Annotated in this window: 14 protein-coding genes; 8 read left to right on the top strand and 6 right to left on the bottom strand. The window is 34.2% G+C overall.

The window, feature by feature from the left end:
• The first annotated feature begins 104 nt into the window (after positions 1 to 104).
• The 4 genes from RMO83_RS10445 to RMO83_RS10430 all read left to right on the top strand — a co-directional run bounded on the left by RMO83_RS10445 (position 105) and on the right by RMO83_RS10430 (position 7020).
• Positions 105 to 635 (top strand): mechanosensitive ion channel domain-containing protein, encoded by a 531-nt coding sequence (locus RMO83_RS10445; protein ID WP_310559623.1) that lies wholly within the window; start codon positions 105 to 107, stop codon positions 633 to 635.
• 127 nt (positions 636 to 762) lie between these two features.
• Positions 763 to 2586: a hypothetical protein gene (locus RMO83_RS10440; protein WP_310559622.1), complete on the top strand. Its 1824-nt coding sequence runs from the start codon at positions 763 to 765 to the stop codon at positions 2584 to 2586.
• A gap of 142 nt (positions 2587 to 2728) precedes the next feature.
• Positions 2729 to 3163 (top strand): DUF6526 family protein, encoded by a 435-nt coding sequence (locus RMO83_RS10435; protein WP_310559621.1) that lies wholly within the window; start codon positions 2729 to 2731, stop codon positions 3161 to 3163.
• Positions 3164 to 3360: 197 nt separating this feature from the next.
• A complete protein-coding gene (locus RMO83_RS10430) occupies positions 3361 to 7020 on the top strand; it encodes a metallophosphoesterase (protein ID WP_310559620.1) in 3660 nt (1219 codons plus the stop codon).
• A gap of 257 nt (positions 7021 to 7277) precedes the next feature.
• Here RMO83_RS10430 and uxuA read toward each other — a convergent pair whose 3' ends face one another.
• Positions 7278 to 8447, bottom strand: a complete 1170-nt coding sequence (uxuA, locus tag RMO83_RS10425; RefSeq protein WP_310559619.1) for a mannonate dehydratase — start codon at positions 8445 to 8447, stop codon at positions 7278 to 7280.
• 2 nt (positions 8448 to 8449) lie between these two features.
• A complete protein-coding gene (locus RMO83_RS10420) occupies positions 8450 to 9265 on the bottom strand; it encodes an SDR family oxidoreductase (protein ID WP_310559618.1) in 816 nt (271 codons plus the stop codon).
• Between the two features lie 109 nt (positions 9266 to 9374).
• Between RMO83_RS10420 and RMO83_RS10415 the strand changes: the two genes are divergently transcribed.
• Positions 9375 to 10244, top strand: a complete 870-nt coding sequence (locus RMO83_RS10415) for an AraC family transcriptional regulator (protein WP_310559617.1) — start codon at positions 9375 to 9377, stop codon at positions 10242 to 10244.
• Between the two features lie 290 nt (positions 10245 to 10534).
• Here the strand turns inward: RMO83_RS10415 and RMO83_RS10410 are convergent, their stop codons facing one another.
• The 4 genes from RMO83_RS10410 to RMO83_RS10395 all read right to left on the bottom strand — a co-directional run bounded on the left by RMO83_RS10410 (position 10535) and on the right by RMO83_RS10395 (position 16892).
• Positions 10535 to 11965, bottom strand: coding sequence for a TolC family protein (locus tag RMO83_RS10410; RefSeq protein WP_310559663.1), 1431 nt, complete (start codon positions 11963 to 11965; stop codon positions 10535 to 10537).
• Entirely contained in the window at positions 11955 to 15125 is a 3171-nt protein-coding gene (locus tag RMO83_RS10405) for an efflux RND transporter permease subunit (RefSeq protein WP_310559616.1), read from the bottom strand. Before RMO83_RS10405 ends, RMO83_RS10410 begins: the two co-directional genes overlap by 11 nt.
• Before the next feature lie 118 nt (positions 15126 to 15243).
• Complete coding sequence (locus tag RMO83_RS10400) at positions 15244 to 16326, bottom strand: efflux RND transporter periplasmic adaptor subunit (RefSeq protein ID WP_310559615.1); 1083 nt, start codon at positions 16324 to 16326, stop codon at positions 15244 to 15246.
• Between the two features lie 170 nt (positions 16327 to 16496).
• Positions 16497 to 16892: a hypothetical protein gene (locus RMO83_RS10395; protein ID WP_310559614.1), complete on the bottom strand. Its 396-nt coding sequence runs from the start codon at positions 16890 to 16892 to the stop codon at positions 16497 to 16499.
• A gap of 302 nt (positions 16893 to 17194) precedes the next feature.
• Here RMO83_RS10395 and RMO83_RS10390 point away from each other — a divergent pair, with 302 nt between their 5' ends.
• The 3 genes from RMO83_RS10390 (at position 17195) to RMO83_RS10380 (ending at position 18609) form a co-directional block, all read left to right on the top strand.
• A complete protein-coding gene (locus tag RMO83_RS10390; RefSeq protein ID WP_310559613.1) occupies positions 17195 to 17764 on the top strand; it encodes a pentapeptide repeat-containing protein in 570 nt (189 codons plus the stop codon).
• A gap of 153 nt (positions 17765 to 17917) precedes the next feature.
• A complete protein-coding gene (locus tag RMO83_RS10385; RefSeq protein WP_310559612.1) occupies positions 17918 to 18262 on the top strand; it encodes a DoxX family protein in 345 nt (114 codons plus the stop codon).
• A 2-nt stretch (positions 18263 to 18264) separates the two neighbouring features.
• Positions 18265 to 18609: a hypothetical protein gene (locus tag RMO83_RS10380; RefSeq protein WP_310559611.1), complete on the top strand. Its 345-nt coding sequence runs from the start codon at positions 18265 to 18267 to the stop codon at positions 18607 to 18609.
• The last annotated feature ends 357 nt before the right edge of the window (positions 18610 to 18966 follow it).

Raw genomic sequence — 18966 nt, 5'->3', positions numbered from 1 at the left:
TTATAGGCTTTTCAAAAACGGAACATTCTTTTGCAAATTATTATGGAAATTTCAACCCATAATGTTTGAAAATATTTGAGTAATTTAGCCTAAAAATTGAGGCTATGGACTACTTAAATAATTTTACAAAAGAATTAATTGCAACAGGATTTTTATTACTATTGGTGGTTTTGTCACGAATTATCGTTTCAAAAGTGGTGCGAAGTTTTGCCAAAAAAAGCCAAACCATAGAAAAACGAACCCGATTAGTTCTCAAATACCTTCATTTGTTGATGAATATAATTGCTATAATAGCTTTGATAATAATTTGGGGCGTTCAAACTAAAGATATTTTTATCGTATTTTCGTCCATCGCAACAGTTGTGGGTGTAGCAATGTTTGCTCAGTGGTCCATTTTAAGCAATATCACATCAGGAATCATCTTGTTTTTTTCCTTCCCCTATAAAATTGGGGATTATATTTTTATCCATGACAAAGATTTTCCTATTGAAGCCGAAATTGAAGATATTGGAGCTTTTCATGTGTATTTGAAAACCCAAAAAGGCGAAATTATCGTCTATCCAAATAACTTAATGTTGCAGGTAGGAATTACAATTCTAAACCATCCAAATGAACAAAAGGAGTTTGTAGATTAATTTAACTGCGAATTTTGTAAGTCTTTCATAAAATTTTATAACACATTAGAAGTACATAAGTTTGACCTTTGCTTGTTAAAACAATCTGCCACTGCAATTGATTAACAATAAATAGGACTCTTTATAGATGCTTCAAAAACCAAAAATAGGTTATATTATTTTTACTCTACTATATTTTCAACTATCATTTGCCCAAGTAAACGGTCCAAAAAAAGATAGTTCTGAAGTGTATAAGGACATTCAGACCTATTCCAAAAAACATAGATTTACTAAATTTATACACAAGTTGGTTTTTAAACCCGTCAATCCCAAACAAAAACTCAAAAGGAAGCTAGTTAAACAAAACTTCCAAACCTTCGAAGGCAAGATCATTAGGAATATTGCTATTATTACCCTTGATCCTTTTGGCTATTCTGAGATTGATGCTGCAAAAAAACCTATAAATTGGGTTGAAAAAAATGGGGATTTATTACATAGTAAAACTAAAAAATTAGCCATTCAAAATGTTTTGCTTATCAGGGAAAAGCAACCCTTAGATTCCTTGTTGGTAAAAGAATCGTTGCGTTTGTTAAGAGCCCAAAACTATATCAACAGAGTGGCGATTACAATCCAACCAATTGAAAAAAATGGAGATTCAATTGATATTTCCATTCGGGTTTTAGATACTTGGAGTTTGCTGCCAAGATTTTCACTAACCAATAGCAAGGCTAATTTTCAACTTAATGAGCGTAATTTTTTTGGCTCAGGACATACTCTTAATAGTGCTTATCAAAAAAGATATAGTGATGGAAAAAATGCTTATAATTTAGAATACGTTGTTCCAAATATCAAAAATACTTTCATTAAAACCGCGGTTCTTTATTACAAGGATTTAGATGATAATTATGGAAAAACCATAGCTATTGATCGTCCTTTTTATTCTCCTTTTGCAAAATGGGCTGGTGGTGTTAGTGTAGACCAGCAATTTAGGACCGATACACTTTCTGATGCCAATTTAGTATTTGCAAAACAAAATTTTAAATACAACTCACAGGATTTTTGGGCTGGATATGCTTTCAGAATTTCTAATGAAACTAATGAAAACCACAGGGTGACAAATTTGATTGTTTCAGGCAGGTTTTTGAATGTAGATTATATAGAAAACCCGAGCATCAATTACGACCCGATTGATTTCTATTCCTCAGAACATTTTTTTCTTTCTGGAATTGGCATTTCAACGCGTAAATACGTGCAAGACAAATACATTTTCAAGAACGGAATAATTGAGGATGTCCCTATTGGGAAAATATTCGGAATTACAGTGGGTAATCAATTTAAAAACGATGTGAATCGTATCTATTTGGGTGGACAAGTTTCTTTTGGGAATTATTTCAAATGGGGATTTCTCAGCCTCAACTTTGAACTGGGAACATTTTTCAATAAAACAATTACAGAACAAACTGCGTTTACTTTTCAAGCCAATTATTTTACTAATTTGATCGATATTGGAAAATGGAAAGTAAGACAGTTCATCAAACCACAATTGACTATTGGAATCAATAGACAGCGTTCTACTGGCGATCAACTCACTATTAACGAAAATTATGGAATAGAAGGCTTTAAAAGTGCGATTTATGGTAATCAAAAAATGATGCTGACCTTTCAAACCCAAACCTATTCTCCTTGGAATGTTTTGGGTTTTCGCTTAAATCCCTATTTCAATTATACTGTTGCGATGCTTGTCGATGAAAAAAACGGATGGAATGAAAGCAAAGCGTACTCGAAATTCGGGATCGGATTTATTATTACTAATGACTATTTGGTATTTAATACTTTCCAGATTTCCCTTTCTTATTATCCAAAAATCCGGAATAGTGGTAATAACATTTTCAAAACAAATTCATTAGCAACTTCAGATTTTGGTTTTCAAGATTTTGGTTTGGACAAGCCAAGAACCATTATTTATAAATAGAAATTTCGACTTTGAATTAAAGATCCTGTTTAAAAAATCAAATTAAAAAACATTAGGATAGAAGTGCAAAGAAGCATAAAATCAATATTACCATAAAAAATATTGATTTTGATTCATCTAAAAAAAACTTAAAAATAAAAGTATGACAAAACAAACTTTCAAAAACCACATTCGATATTACACTCCACATCATTTTGTGTATTATCCCATTGTATTGACGTTTCTAGCCTTCAGCATTTCTTTTGCTTTCACCACTGAAGATAAATTGATTTGGGCTTTTATCAGTGCCATTTTCGTTGTGCTGTTTTGTTTGGCCTTTATGCTGCGCCAACATTATGCAATGACTTTGCAAAACCGCATCGTTCATTTAGAACTTCGGTACCGCTATTTCGCCCTAACTTGGAAAAGATTCGAAACTATCGAAAACCAATTAAAGGATGACCAAATATTTGCCTTGCGCTTTGCTCCCGATAATGAGCTTTTGGGACTAATTGAGAAAACACTGGCTGAAAATCTTTCCGGAACAGAAATTAAAAAAGCAATCATCCATTGGCAAGGCGATTACGAGAGGGTTTAAAATGTCTTGTATTTTCACATTTAAGATACTAATATGCAATATGCGAATTACTTTAAATCAATAATAAAGAGAATTTCATTGGAGCTATTAGTAGCTCGCAGTAACTAATATAAAAAATAATAATGGTTTTGTTTTTAAAAAATTGTACTAGAAAACGAATTAAAATAAGTTTTCCCTTTTTAATTTTAATCCTGGTATTGCAATCTTGCGCTACCCATCACGCACAATATGGTAAAAACATAGAAAGCCATCTCGTCCAAAATGAAACCGATTCTTCAAAAATCGCCCATAGGTTTTTCCTAATTGGCGATGCTGGAAATGCTGCCGAAGAAAAAGCACATCAAACGCTTGGATTACTTCAAAATAGATTAGAAAACGCCAATAAAAACAGTACACTTTTGTTTCTAGGAGTTAATATTTATCACAACGGTTTTCCAAAAAATAATAGTGCTGACGAACGCGTTCTATCAGAAACTAAACTCAAAAACCAGTTGCAATTATCCAAAAATTTCAAAGGAAAAACTATTTTTATTCCGGGCAATCACGATTGGTACAACGGAATTACTGGCTTAGAACGCCAAGGAAAATTCATTACCAATTATCTCAATGATAAAAAATCGTTTTTACCCCAAAATAGCTGTGGCTTGGAAGAATTAGTAATTGACAAAAACATTACTCTAATCACTATTGATAGCCAATGGTTTCTGGAAAATTGGGACAAATACCCAACAATAAACGAAAATTGCAGCATTAAAACTCGTGAAGACTTTTTTGATGAACTAGCCAATCTTTTGAATAAAAACCAAGAAAAATCAGTACTAATTGCGATGCACCATCCGTTAATCAGCAACGGTTCACACGGTGGACAATATAGTTTAGAAAAAGAACTTTTTCCATTGGAACAAAAAATCCCACTTCCAGTTATTGGCTCTGCCATCAATTTAATTCGCAAAACATCGGGCATCAATCCACAAGATCTTCAAAACAAGGTGTACACTAATTTTGCCAAACGAGTAAAAACATTAGTGCAAAATCAAAGAAATGTGATTGTAGTATCGGGTCATGAACATAATTTACAATACCTGAACAAGAACAATATTCGACAAATCATTAGTGGAGCTGGTTCAAAACCTGAAGCTGCCAAAGCGGCCAACCCAACTGATTTTTCTTATGGTGGCAATGGTTATGCAGAATTAACGCTTTATAAAAACGGAGAAACTAAAGTAGCCTTTTATGGCAATGAAAATCAACGCGAGAAATTACTTTTTGAACAAACCATTATAAAAGTTCGAGACACTGTTGTACCAGCCAATCTACCGAAAAAATTTGCTGTAACAACTACGACCAAAATTTATTCTGATAAAATGACCCGTAAAAGTATTTTTTATAAATTCTTTTTTGGGCAACACTACCGCAACTATTACAGCTTGCCTATCAAAGCAAAAACAGCGACTTTGGACACTCTTTTTGGCGGAGTCAAACCCACAAGAGAAGGTGATGGATATCAATCGAGATCATTGGGACTTGTTAGTGCAAGTGGAAAAGAATATGTAATGCGTGCCATGAAAAAAAATCCCTCCCGTTTTCTTCAAACTGTACTATTTAAGGATCAAAATGTTTTAAATCAATTTGGCAACACCTATGCCGAAGATGTTTTATTTGATTTTTACACTACCTCCCACCCTTACACCCAACTCGCCATCGCAAATATGTCCGACAAAATTGGTGTGGCACATACAAATCCACTTTTATATTACATACCAAAACAGCCTATTTTAAAAGGGTTTAATTATAATTTTGGCAATGAATTGTACTTGGTCGAAGAAAATTTAACACCCAGTCAAAAGAATGTAGAAAGTCTGGGAAAGCCACTTACTATCATTAGTACGGATGATGTTTTTAAAAACCTCCATAAAGACGAGCAATATGCAATCGATGAACCAGAATATATTAAAGCCCGATTATTCGACATGCTCATTGGCGATTGGGACAGAGACAGTGATCAATATAGCTGGGGCGAATACCACGAAAACGGAAAAATAGTGTATAAGCCCATTCCGAGAAACAGGGATCAAGCCTTTACAAAATATGATGGTGCCCTACTTTTTATATTAATGAAAAAAACAGCATTGCGCAATCAACAAACTTTTAAAGACGATATTAAAAACATAAAATGGTTGAACAGCAAACCCTATCCACAGGATATCGCCTTCCTAAAAACTGCCGATGAAAAAGATTGGATAAAACAAGCCAAATACATTCAAGAAAATCTTTCGGATGCTGAAATTGACGTTGCTTTTAGTAATTTGCCCAAAGAAGTTCAAGACGAAACGATTGAAGAAATCAAACAAAAATTAAAAATAAGAAAAACCAAACTTCAAGACTATGCCAAAACGTATTTCCGTGTTTTACAAAAAACGGTCTTGATTGTTGGAACCGATAAAAGAGACAAATTTATAATTACCAAATCTTCTAAAAACAACATTGAAGTAGCAGTTTATAGAATCAAAGCCGAAGCTGATGAATTGATTTACACCAAAAATTTCACTGCAGATAAAACCAAAAATATTTGGATTTATGGTTTGGACGGCGACGATGTATTTGAGGTGAAAGGAGTCTCTCAATCAGGAACAATGATTCGTTTGATTGGTGGCCAAAGCAAAGATTACTATACTGTGGAAAATGGAAAAAATATAAAAATTTATGATTTTAAATCAAAACCGAACAATTTTTCTTTAGATGCAAAAACCAAAATCGTGTTGACTGATGATTATGAACCCAATTTGTACAACTACAAAAAGGTACAATATAGTGACCTTTCAACAATTCCCTTTGGTGGTTACAATCCTGATGACGGAGTAAAATTAGGTTTTATTTCAAACTATGTCTCAAACAAATTCCATCAATATCCCTTCACGCAGAAACACGTATTCGAAGCCTATTACTTATTTGCAACCAGCGGTTATGAATTTACTTATAAGGGCTTTTTTCCAAAAGTTTTAGGCAAATGGGATTTTATCTTAGAGTCTCATTTTACAAGTCCCAATTTCACTATTAACTATTTTGGCTTTGGAAATGAAACCATAAATGAAGATAAACTTAACGGAATGAACTACAATAGAGTTCGTTTGCGAACGTTGACAGCATCACCATCCATCAAAAAAGTAGGACGCTATGGTAGCGAAATTAATTTTGCCACACTTTACGAGAAATTAATAGTCGAAGAAACTACTGACCGCTTCATCAATATTCCGGGAGTCGTAAACCCAAATATTTTTGACAGCCAGCACTATGTTGGAGCTGCAATTAAATACAGCTTCGAGAATTATGATGTTCCATCGCTTCCTACTATGGGATTTGGCTTTTCATTGGCGGGCAGTTGGAAAATGAATGTTGGAGAAACGAAAAACAATTTCCCAGCCGTGGATGCCAAAATTAATTTCAACCATAAAATTGATGCAAAAGGAGAGTTTGTTTTAGCCACCATTCTAAAAACAAAAGTGCTGTTCAACAATAATTTCGAATTTTATCAAGGTGCCACTTTGGGTGGTGATTATGATTTGAGAGGTTTCAGGAACGAACGCTTCTTAGGGAAAGCCTCATTTTACCAAAGTACAGATTTACGCTGGAATATCGGAAAAATAAAAAGAAGCATCGTACCCATGTCTTATGGAATCTTGGGTGGGTTTGATTACGGAAGGGTTTGGCTCGACGGAGAAAATTCTCAAAAATGGCATCAATCCTTTGGTGGCGGAATATGGATTAATGGACTAAACATCGTTACTGGAAGAATTACCTACTTCAAAAGTGTCGATGACCGAGCTAGAATTACCTTTGGTTTAGGCTACGGATTTTAGAGCTGAAAGGCTCACTTAGTAAAGGTTTGCTAGCACTTGATATCCTTTTCGATAACAAAAATAAAGGTTTAATTGTTCTTAAAAGAACTGCATCTTTTTTTGAAAAAATGATGTAACTCCAATTAGATTGGTGTTCTAATTAGAAATTTTTCGGCTTTAAAATTCTCAAACAATAAAATTTCACAAATGAGTCATAACAAAAGAAAGAAATAACGCGCTGTTTTTAAAACTTTTTTGTTTTTGGCATTTATATATCTTTAATTATTAAAATGCTGAACAGTTGCGATTACGCCATCCATTTGTGCTAAAGCAAACATTCTGCCATGAAAAGAATAACCCGGATTGTATCCCTTTTCTTCATCACCCAGCATCATTCGGCCGTGATCGACACGCATCGGTATTTTAGGGTTTTCAGCCTCAAATATGGTGACTAGTTCTATTAAATGTCCACGACCTTCAAGATGAGAAGCTTCGATAAAATTGCCTCCTTCTAAAGTTTCGGTACTTCTTAAATGCACAAAATGAGTGCGAGAAGCAAATTTTCTTGCCAGCGCTGGAACATTATTTTTGATGCCTGTACTCAAAGAGCCTGCACAAAAAGTCAATCCGTTATGCGGATTATCGACAGCATTCAAAATCCATTGAATGTCTTCCTCGTTTGTAACAATTCTTGGCAAACCTAGCATTTGAAATGGAGGATCGTCAGGATGAATGCACATATTAATACCATATTGTTCGCAAACTGGCATAATTCGGTTCAGGAAATAGCGCAAATTTTCACGTAATTCATCTCTATCGATAGTGTCGTAAACCGCAAGCAACTTATTAAATATCGCTACAGGATTTTGGTCGCCTTCTTTTATGTTTCCATTGATAAAGCCTTGTGTTTTTACAATAATAGTGTCTATCAATTGCGCTTTTTCCGCTTCGGTAATGGTCTTTTCGAGTGCGTAAACTTTGGCTAATTCTTCGCTGGTATATTCTTTATCAGCCGCTTTTCTATTCAAAATTAAAATATCAAAATAGGCAAATTTGATTTTATCGAAAAATAAAGTCGAAGTACCGTCTTCCAATTTATAATCTAAATCCGTTCGAATCCAATCGATTACGGGCATAAAATTATAACAAATTGTTTTCAAGCCACATTTTCCAAGATTTTCTAGGCTCACAATATAGTTGTCTATTAATTCATCTCTATTGGAAGCGTTGTTCTTTATGCCTTCGCTCACCGGAAGGCTTTCGACAACCGACCAATGCAAGCACGCAGTTTCAATATAATGTTTTAAATCAAGAATGGCTTCTTCCTTCCAGATTTCGCCATTTGGAATATCATGCAATGCCGAAACAATTCCCTCGACACCAATCGCCCGTAACATAGATAACCTTATTTTATCCTTTTTGCCAAACCATCTCCACGTTTTTTCCATAATTATACGCCGCTAAATGCACTAAAACCGCCATCTACTGGCAATACAACTCCCGTAATAAAACTGGCTGCTTCACTGCACAAAAACTGAACAGTTCCATTCAATTCTGCTATATCGCCAAAGCGTCCCATTGGAGTTTTTGCTAATACTTTTTTACTCCTATCTGTAAGTGAACCATCAGGATTGATAAGCACTGCACGATTTTGGTCACCAATAAAAAATCCTGGAGCCAATGCATTAACACGAATTCCATCTCCATATTTCAAAGCCATTTCTGTAGCCAACCATTGGGTGAAATTACTAATTCCAGTTTTGGCAACTGAATAACCGGGAACACGAGTAATCGCCGAATAAGCCGCCATAGAAGACATATTGATGATGCTTCCACTTCTCTGTTTAGACATTACCCTTCCAAAAACCATACTAGGAAAAACGGTTCCATTCAGGTTCAAGTTGGTCACTTTGTCCCAATCACTTATTTTCATATCAAAAAATTCTTGATCAGGCATTAAAGTTGCTCCTGGAAGATTTCCTCCTGCAATATTCAATAAAATGTCTATTCGTCCCCATTTGGCCAATACTTCTTTGGATACATTTTCTAAACTTTCCATATCAAGCACATTACCAACAACCCCAATAACATCACTTCCGAAAGCAGAAAGTTCAGCAACTCTTTTACTAAGATTTTCTTCATGAATATCAATAGCCACAACTTTTGCCCCAGCTTGTAAAAAACTTTTGGCTATACTTCCACCTAAAACTCCGCCGGCTCCAGTAATTATAGCTACTTTTCCCTTGATACTAAATAGATCATTCATTTTATTAATTTTTAGATTACTACAGACAAATTTAGTTAGAAGTAAAACTAAATATATATACTAAATTTGCATATACTTATTCTATTTTTGCAATATAATACTAGTTGATATGAAAACAATAATGAACGAACGACTTCTGTTCTCTGAAATAGCACCTCTCAGTGTCCGTTTTTATGATTACAATCATTTTTCATATCCTTTGCATTTTCACTCTGAATATGAGATTATTTACATTCAAGAAAGTACAGGAACTCGATTTGTGGGAAACAATATCGCTACATATGAAGCGGGCGATATTTTGCTTATTGGCAGTAATTTACCCCATTATTTAAAAAGCGATGAAATGTATTATTTAGGAAATACAGATTTGAGAGCAAAAGGCACCATAATTCAATTTGAAAAAGAATTTATGTATTATGCCATAAATCATTATCCACAATTTATCAAAATAAAAAATCTGTTTCAAGAATCGCTAAGAGGGATTTATTTTGCTAAAGGGCATTTTCTAAAATTGCAGGATCTATTAGAAAAAATACCTTTAGAAAATGGTTTAAATCAATTCATGCTTTTTTTGGAAATTCTCAAAGAAATGTCAGAAACAATAAATAGAAAAACCATTTCTACAACTGACTTTGTCAATGAAACAATCTATGATACCGCAAGAATAGATAAGGTAATTTCCTTCTTAAATAAAAATTATACGCGCAGCATTAGCCTTGAAGAAATTGCCTCTTTTGCGGCGATGAATACTTCTGCTTTTTGTCGTTATTTTAAAAGTAAAACTGGAAAATCTTTTAAAAATTACCTATTAGATATGCGGATTGGATTTGCGTGCAAATTATTATTAATGGAAGACATCAGTATTTCGCAGATAAGCAGCAGATGCGGTTTTGAAACGATTTCGCATTTCAATAAAACGTTTAAAAAAAACACGGGTTATGTTCCTTCACAATACAAAAAAATAATGCTGAGTCGATAAATAATTAATTATAATGTAATTCATTTAAAACTCAATAAATAGCAGAAAACCCCAAAAGTATAAACTTTCAGGGTTGCTGTGAATTACAAATCTAATTTAAAAAACCAGATAATTTTAAATTATTTCTTGACTAAACAAACTCAAAGGCCTCCAGTATTTTTAGTATTATACCAAGAATTTAAACGGTGTTTTTGTTATATGATTCTCGCTAAGTTTCGGAAATTTATTCAAAAAATCTTTCTGATTAGTTGAATCCGGATAATGTAGCGCTTCAAAATATTGACTTCTCATCATCTCCAACCTCCACCTAAGTCTCTATATACGTGGACTGTGGCATTGAGTTGGGCTTTTTTTGTTTCTATTAATTCGAGTTTATTTTCTAAAGCATCGCGTTGGGTCATTAAGACTTCAAAATAATCTACACGTGCCGATTTGAATAAATCTCCGGCTACATCAACTGAACGATTCAATGCAGCCACTTGTTGCGATTTAAGGTCGTAGCTTTTTTCCAAATTATTAATTTTAGATAATTGGCTCGAAACTTCAAGATAAGCATTCAAAATAGTGCGTTCGTAGTTATACAAAGCCTGTAATTGTCTTGCATTGGCGGAACTGTACTCTGCTTTGATGGCATTTCTATTGACTACTGGTGCAACCAAATCTCCCGCAACGGAGTATAACAAAGATTCTGGCAACGTAAACAAATAAGTCGGCTTGAACGCATTGAATCCTATCGCTGCAGAAATATCAAGTGACGGATAAAACTCGGCACGTGCCACTTTTACGTCTAGTTTTGCCGCTTCGAGTTCCAATTCGGCTTGTTTGATGTCGGGACGATTCGCTAGCATTTGAGAAGGAATCCCAGAATGAATTATCGAAGGCATTAAACTTACAAAATTAGTTTTATCTCTCTTAATTTCTTGTGGATATTGCCCCAATAAAAAGTTGATTTTATTCTCCGTTTCTTTGATGTTTTGCAGAATATTAAACTCCATACTTTTGGAAGCCAAAACCTCGGCCTGAAACTTTTGAACAGCCAATTCTGTGGCTCTTGCAGCTTCTTTCTGGATTTTTACGATTTCTAAAGCGTTACTTTGTAAAGCAATATTTTGTCTTACTATATCCAATTGACTATCCAAAGCCAGCAATTCGTAATAGGAATCGGCCACCTCGGCAATAAGATTCGTAATCACAAAATTCTTTCCTTCAACGGTCGATAAATACCGGCTCACAGCTGCTTTTTTAGAGTTGCGAAGTTTTTTCCAGATATCCACTTCCCAATTGGCATAAGCAGCCAACTTGAAATCGCCCAACGGATCAGGCATTTCTTTGCCAGGCATTATCTCCGTAGAAGCATCTCCAGCGCCTTGACTAGTGTAGCGTCCTACTTTTTCGATTCCTGCTCCTACTCCAACACCAACGCTTGGTAAAAGTGCTCCTTTTCGAACGCGAATATCATTTTTGGCGATTTCGATTTCCTGCAAAGTAATCTGCAATTCTTGATTGTTTTTCAAAGCCGTATCAATCAAACTCACCAAATTTGAATCCTTGAAATAGCTGCGCCAAGGTGTGCTTGACGTATTGGTCGTATCGGTACTCTTTTCAAATGATTCTGGAACAGATTTTGTTGCTGCCAAAGGGGCCAGAGCTGGAGTACAACTTGCTACCGCCAAGCAAATGCTTAGCGTAACACTATATTTAAATAACTTTTTATTTAGCATGATGATCATCAAATTCTTCGGTTAATGGATTTTCTTTTTGATTTTTAACATAGGTAAATCTTTCGGCTATTTTACCAAAAATGTAATACAATCCTGGAATCACAAACACACCGCAAATAGTCCCTATCAACATACCTCCAGCCGCAGCAGTACCAATAGTTCGGTTACCTATTTTACCTGGTCCCGTTGCCATAGCAAGTGGTAATAAGCCCGCAATAAAAGCAAAGGATGTCATCAAAATTGCACGAAATCTTGCTTTGGCACCTTCAATTGCAGCTTCAAAAACTGATTTTCCTGCCGCATGCTTTTGTATGGCAAATTCGACAATTAATACGGCATTTTTTCCGAGTAAACCAATGAGCATTACCATAGCAACTTGAGCATAAATATTATTTTCTAATCCTGTTAGTTTCAACATAAGGAAAGCTCCAAAAATACCTGCAGGCAAAGAAAGGATTACTGAAAAGGGTAAAATAAAACTTTCGTATTGAGCGGCCAAAACCAAGTACACAAATGCTAAACAAATCAAGAATACCCATATTGCCTGATTGCCTTGCGCTACCTCATCGGCAGAGATACCTGCCCAATCAATATCATATCCTCTTGGTAATTTTTCGGCAGCCACTTCTTGAATTACTTTAATGGCAGATCCACTACTATAACCCGGAGCAGCAGAACCACTAATCTCTGTAGAAGTGTACATATTATGCCTTGTTATTTCAGATAGACCATAAACCTTTTCTAATTTCATAAAAGCTGAAAAAGGCACCATTTCATCCCGATTGTTTTTTACATAGAGTTTTAAAATATCATTGGGTTGTGAACGATATTCTGGTGCTGCTTGAACGATTACTTTATAATTAATTCCGAATTTAATGAAACTAATCTCGTAGTTACTTCCAACAAGAGTTGATAAAGTATTCATCGCATTTTCGATAGACACTCCTTTTTGTTGTGCCAAATCATTATCGACTTTCATCATATACTGCGGAAAACTCGCACTATAAAAACTAAACACGTTGGACAATTCAGGACGCTTGTTCAATTCTTTTACGAAATCAGTATTGATTGATTCCATTTTTTTGTAATCGCCCGAACCCGTTTTATCCAATAAGCGAAGTTCAAATCCTCCCGCAGCCCCATATCCGGGTACCGCTGGTGGTTGAAAAAATTCAATATTGGCTCCAGGAATGTCTTTCGACTTTTCTTCTAATGCTGTCATTATCTCCTGAACTGATTGTTTTCTGTCGCTCCAATCTTTAAGGTTTATTAAACAAGTTCCTGCATTAGATCCTGTACCTTCAGTCAAAATTTCATAACCTGCTAATGCAGAAACGGATTTTACTCCTTCTACACCTTCAGCAATTTTTTGCAATTTATCAGCAATATCATTAGTTCGTTCTAAGGATGAACCAGGGGGAGTTTGAATAATTGCGTAAAACATTCCTTGATCCTCATTTGGAATAAATCCTGATGGAACAGTACTACTGATAAGCCAAGTTCCTGCACAAAAGACCAAAAGAACTATAAAAGTAACCGACCGTCTGTTAACTATTTTTCCTAGTAGATTTTCATATTTAGTTTGTGTCAGGTTAAACCAATTGTTAAAACCATCTACGAATTTATTTATTGGAGTTTTCTTTTTGGGTTTTCCGTGATTGTTTTTCAACATCATCGCACAAAGTGCTGGTGTTAATGTTAATGCCACAACGCCTGAAAGCACAATTGAAGTTACCATTGTAATCGAAAATTGTCTATAAAACATTCCGACTGGACCAGACATAAATGTAACAGGAATAAATACTGCTACCATCAAAAAGGTAATGGCAATAATAGCTCCCGAAATTTCGTGCATTACTTTTTTAGTTGCTTTAAGAGCCGAAATAGGTTCTTCTTCCATTTTAGCATGAACCGCTTCAATAACTACAATTGCATTATCGACGACTATCCCAATAGCCAAAACCAAAGCAAATAAAGTAATTAAATTAAGTGAGATATCGAAAAATTGCATGAAAACAAAAGTCCCTATCAATGATACTGGTACTGCTACGGCAGTAATGATTGTAGAACGCCAATCACCTAAGAAGAGAAATACCACCAATCCTACCAAAAGAAAGGCTTCAATTAATGTATGGATTACTTTATCGATAGAGGCATCTAAAAATTTTGAAACATCATAAGAAATTTCATAATCCATTCCTTTTGGGAATTTCTTTTTAATGGTTTCCAGTTTGGTCTTGATATCAGCAATAACTTGGTTAGCATTACTGCCAAAAGACTGTTTTAGTACAATAGCTGCGGATGGTTTTCCATTCAAATTAGAATAAATATCATACATTGAGCTACCAAATTCCACTTTGGCAATATCTTTCAAACGTAAAAGTTCTCCGTTACTGTTAGATCTTACAATAATATTCTCATATTGTTCTTTGGTAGTATAACGACCAGAATACTTCAAAACATATTCAAACGCTTGTGAACGTTTACCTGAGGCTTCTCCAGTTTTTCCTGGCGAGGCTTCTAAACTTTGACTTGATAAAGCTTCCATTACCTCATCGGCAGAAATTTTATAAGCCAACATTCGATCGGGTTTCAACCAAATACGCATGGCATATTCTCGTGTTCCTAAAATGTCTCCAGATCCAATACCATTTACCCTTTTTAATTCTGAAAGCACATTGATGTCGGCATAATTGTATAAAAACTTCATGTCCGTATTTTTATCCGTACTGAAAAGATTCACATACATCAACATACTCGGTACTTCGCGGGTGATTTTTACCCCTTCTCTTACTACCAATGGTGGTAATTTATTGGTAACCGAAGCCACACGATTTTGAACATTAATGGCAGCTTGATTGGGATCTGTTCCTAAATTAAAAACAACTTGGATACTCGCTTCACCATCATTTCCAGCATCAGAGGTCATATATTTCATCCCCGGAACTCCATTTAAAGCTCTCTCTAATGGAATAACAACCGATTTGATCATCAATTCACCATTAGAACCAGGATAATCTGCAGTAATATTGACCATTGGTGGTGATATGGTCGGAAATTGGGTGATTGGTAAACTCATTACCGCTAACACACCTAAAAAGACTATAATAAGCGATATCACTATCGACATTACAGGTCTTTGTATAAATTTATCAAACATTTATTTATTTTTTTAATGATTAAACAAAATTGTAAGTGTTCAGTTTTCAGTTTGTAGTATTCAGAGTTACTCGGGACCGAATACTGATTACTAAATACTGTAAGCTGATTACTTAAAATTACTCCGCTTTTAATCGTAAATTATTAATTACTTTATGAGGCGCTACGAAATCATAATTAATTTTGTCGTTATCTTTTACCTTCTGAACGCCTTCAAATAGAATTTTATCAGTTGCAGCGATTCCACTTTTTACGACATACAAATCTGGAATTTCGCCTGAAACTGTAATCTCTCTAGAACTTACTTTATTGTTTTTATCCACAACAAAAACATACTTTTTATCTTGAATTTCATAGGTTGCTTTTTGAGGAATCACGATGGCGTTTCGCAAGGGAACAACCATTTGAACTTGGCCAGTTTCACCGTTTCGAAGCAATTTATCTGAATTGGAAAATCTTGCTCTGAAAGCGATATTTCCGGTTTCGTTATCAAATTCACTTTCAATAACTTCCACTTTTCCTTTGTATTTAAATAATTCACCATTGGCTAAAACCAGATTCACATTGTTGTCTGCACGATCTTTTAAATCCGTTTGATATTGAATGTATTCTGGTTCAGAGACGTTGAAATAAGCAAACATTTGACTGTTGTCTGAAAGGCTCGTCAATAATTCCCCTTCGTCAATAAGGCTTCCTAATTTTTTAGGAATTCGGTCGATGGTTCCATCAAAAGGCGCTCGGATTTCTGTAAATGATAAATGAAGCTTTGCCAGCGAAACTTCGGCTTTGGCTTGCTCTAATTTAGCTTGTGCAATAGCTTGCTCGCTTTTTGAAATAATATTTTTATCCGCAAGAGATTTGGCATTCTGCAATTCTATCTCAGCGGCCTTGCTTTCGGCTAGTGCTTTCAACAATTCAGCTTGATACAATCCTGGCATGATTCGAAATAACACTTGACCAGCCTTTACAAACTGACCTTCATCTACATAAATATTTTGCAAATAGCCTTTTTCCTGAGCCCGAATTTCAACGTTTCTCACTGATTTGATTTGGGAAACGTATTGCTTGGTAAACGAAGTATCAATGGATACAGGATTCGTAACCGTAAATTTTTCAACTTCTTCTTTTTCTTGTTTTTTGGATGTACAACTTGTAATACACGCCAAGGCAATCAAGCCCGCGAACACGATTATTTTCTTCATGATATAAAAATGGTTTTAATAGATAATGCTTGGAATGAGGAATTCCTTTGAACAAAAAATACAATCAGTTTCCAGAGTTAATTCTGAACCTTAAATAAAGATAAAACGAAATAAATAGCCTCGATTAAGGATAGAAAACCACATCTTTGGGAACTAATGTGCGGTAATTATCAAATTCTGAAATCTCCTATTATAAGATAAATAGGATTGGAATCAACACAAAAAGGTGCTAAGACTTTAAAATTATTGGAGTAATTCTTAAAAAGAAATGGGTTAGAGAAAGTCAAATACCAATTGTTTAAGAATCCTGCGGTGTTTGCTAATAAATTATTAGAATCTCTTTCTTTGTGATTTTCATTTGTATGTAATTCCTCTTCAAAATCAACATAAATCACTACACTTATAGTACTATGATGATTTGAATTTTTGTGTTTAAATTGTTGATGTTTTATAGCATTTTTAGAAAAAGAAGAGCTTGTCGCGCTTCGATGCACATTTGCAAATAAATATTTTCCTCCAAGTGGAAGAAGAATAAGTAAGAATATGTAATAAATATTTGCTTTCATATTTTTTGCGAAGTTAATGACAAAGTAGCATCAACGAAGTAATTTTAACTTTTTTTTAAAAAGATAGATTTATTTCCGTAGGTCAAAAGTCTAACTGCCTTACAGTCGAAAGACTTGAATAAAACATATTAGTTATTTAACATTCAGTCATATCATTTTGTAAGATTTTAAAATGCGACATACTAACGTGCTTATTACTTATTTCAATAATCGAAATTTATTTTACGTTCTAGGTTTTTTCAGTTATCGAAATTTGTTTCTTTGTGCGCATTGGTTTTCTAACCTAAACATGTATTTTTTCAATGCCAGACTATTTCCTTGACATCGAATACAACGATTGCACGTATGATGAAAAAGATATCAATTTAAAGGAATTTGAATGCTGTACTTTTACTACTTGTGATTTCTCGCAATGCAATTTTATCGGTGTTGTTTTTATTGATTGCACCTTCAACGATTGCATTTTTAGCGGAGCCAAAATCAATCACGTAGCATTAAGAAGCGTATTTTTTAACCGTTGCAAAATCGTAGATGTCAATTTTGCAATGTGCGATAAACTCATTTTTGAGGTTCATTTTAAGGAATGTGTTTTGGACTTTTCGAAATTTTACACCTTAAAAATAAAAGGAACCACATTTGTTGACTGTAGCAGTATCGCTGTGGATTTTATGAGTACCGATTTAACCGGAGTGGTCTTTGATAATTGTGATTTATATCGTTCAGAATTTGGCAAAGCCAATGCCAATAAAGCCAACTTCAAGACGAGTTACAATTACACTATTGACCCGACTACAACCAAGATTAAGAAAGCTGTATTTTCGCTTGATGGCTTAAAAGGGTTGCTATACAAACACGACGTTATTGTAAGCTAAAATTATACTTGATTAGAAGAAACGATTCGTTAGCGAATTTTAGAAGAAGAACTGGATTAAATTACAACCACTTAAATTTTACTAAATACGATATATTATTGTACTTTTACAAATAAATCATAACAAAACATCTACTAATTAAAATGAAATAAAATGACAAATCTCACTCTCGCAGCACAAATTATTGTCTCAGCATCCGTTTATTATGTTTGGATATTCCGCTATTTTAATGTTGTTAAAGAATTTAATCAATTTGGATTAAGTGACTTAACTAGAAATTTTGTTGGGGCTACAAAAATTACACTATCTGCATTAATAATTGTAAGTATTTGGCATCCTGAACTTTTAGCAATATCTTCTGCACTTATGGGATTGCTTATGATAGGGGCGCAATATTTTCATTTTAAAATCAAAAATCCATTCGTTAAGCACTTGCCTTCATTGCTATTATTGATTTTGTGTATTTTTTTGACAACAGTAACTTCAGATCTAATTTAATTATGAATGTACTACTTGTCTGTGTATTAGTGTCTAGTATTTCTTTTATATTTTATGGAATTTCTTATTTCATTTCACCTCATATGAAAAATGAATTCGAACGGTTTAAATTAGAAAAACTAGCGCTTTTAGTTATACTATTAGAAATTTTGGGCGCGCTTGGTTTATTGCTAGGTTTATGGTACGAACCTCTTTTGTTAGTATCATCTGGCGGACTGGGATTGTTAATGTTCCTTGGTTTAATCGTCAGAATGAAATTGAAAGATAGTCTTTGGATTTCATTGCCAGCGCTGTTTTATATGGGTTTAAATGCTTATATTTTTTACTTGGCTTTGCGCTTCAAATAAATACAAAAAGGGTTTAATTATTTTTCTATAAACATACACGCACTGCCATAAAAATCCTTTTGTGCCCAGCGCTATACTAGCTTTACACAAAATTGTATATCTTTCCTTGTGTACCTGTTTTTTGCTTACAAAAGAAGAAAACTTTATTAAAAAATAAGTTCATATATACAGCCTGGTAATTATAGAAAAACCTTTTTAAATAGTCTAATTTTTTTCATTATTTAGTCAACCCTTAAAAAGAGCTATTTTTAATTTCCACAAAAATAGGAATATTATTTTCAGGATAGAAGTTGAACAAATAATTAAGCCAAAAAACAATTTGTTCCTTGATTTGGTTGAATCGGAGCTTAAAATTGT

Origin of the sequence: Flavobacterium sp. (assembly GCF_031423415.1) — a bacterium.
Taxonomy (GTDB): domain Bacteria; phylum Bacteroidota; class Bacteroidia; order Flavobacteriales; family Flavobacteriaceae; genus Flavobacterium.
This window is presented reverse-complemented; position numbering and strand designations above follow the sequence as displayed.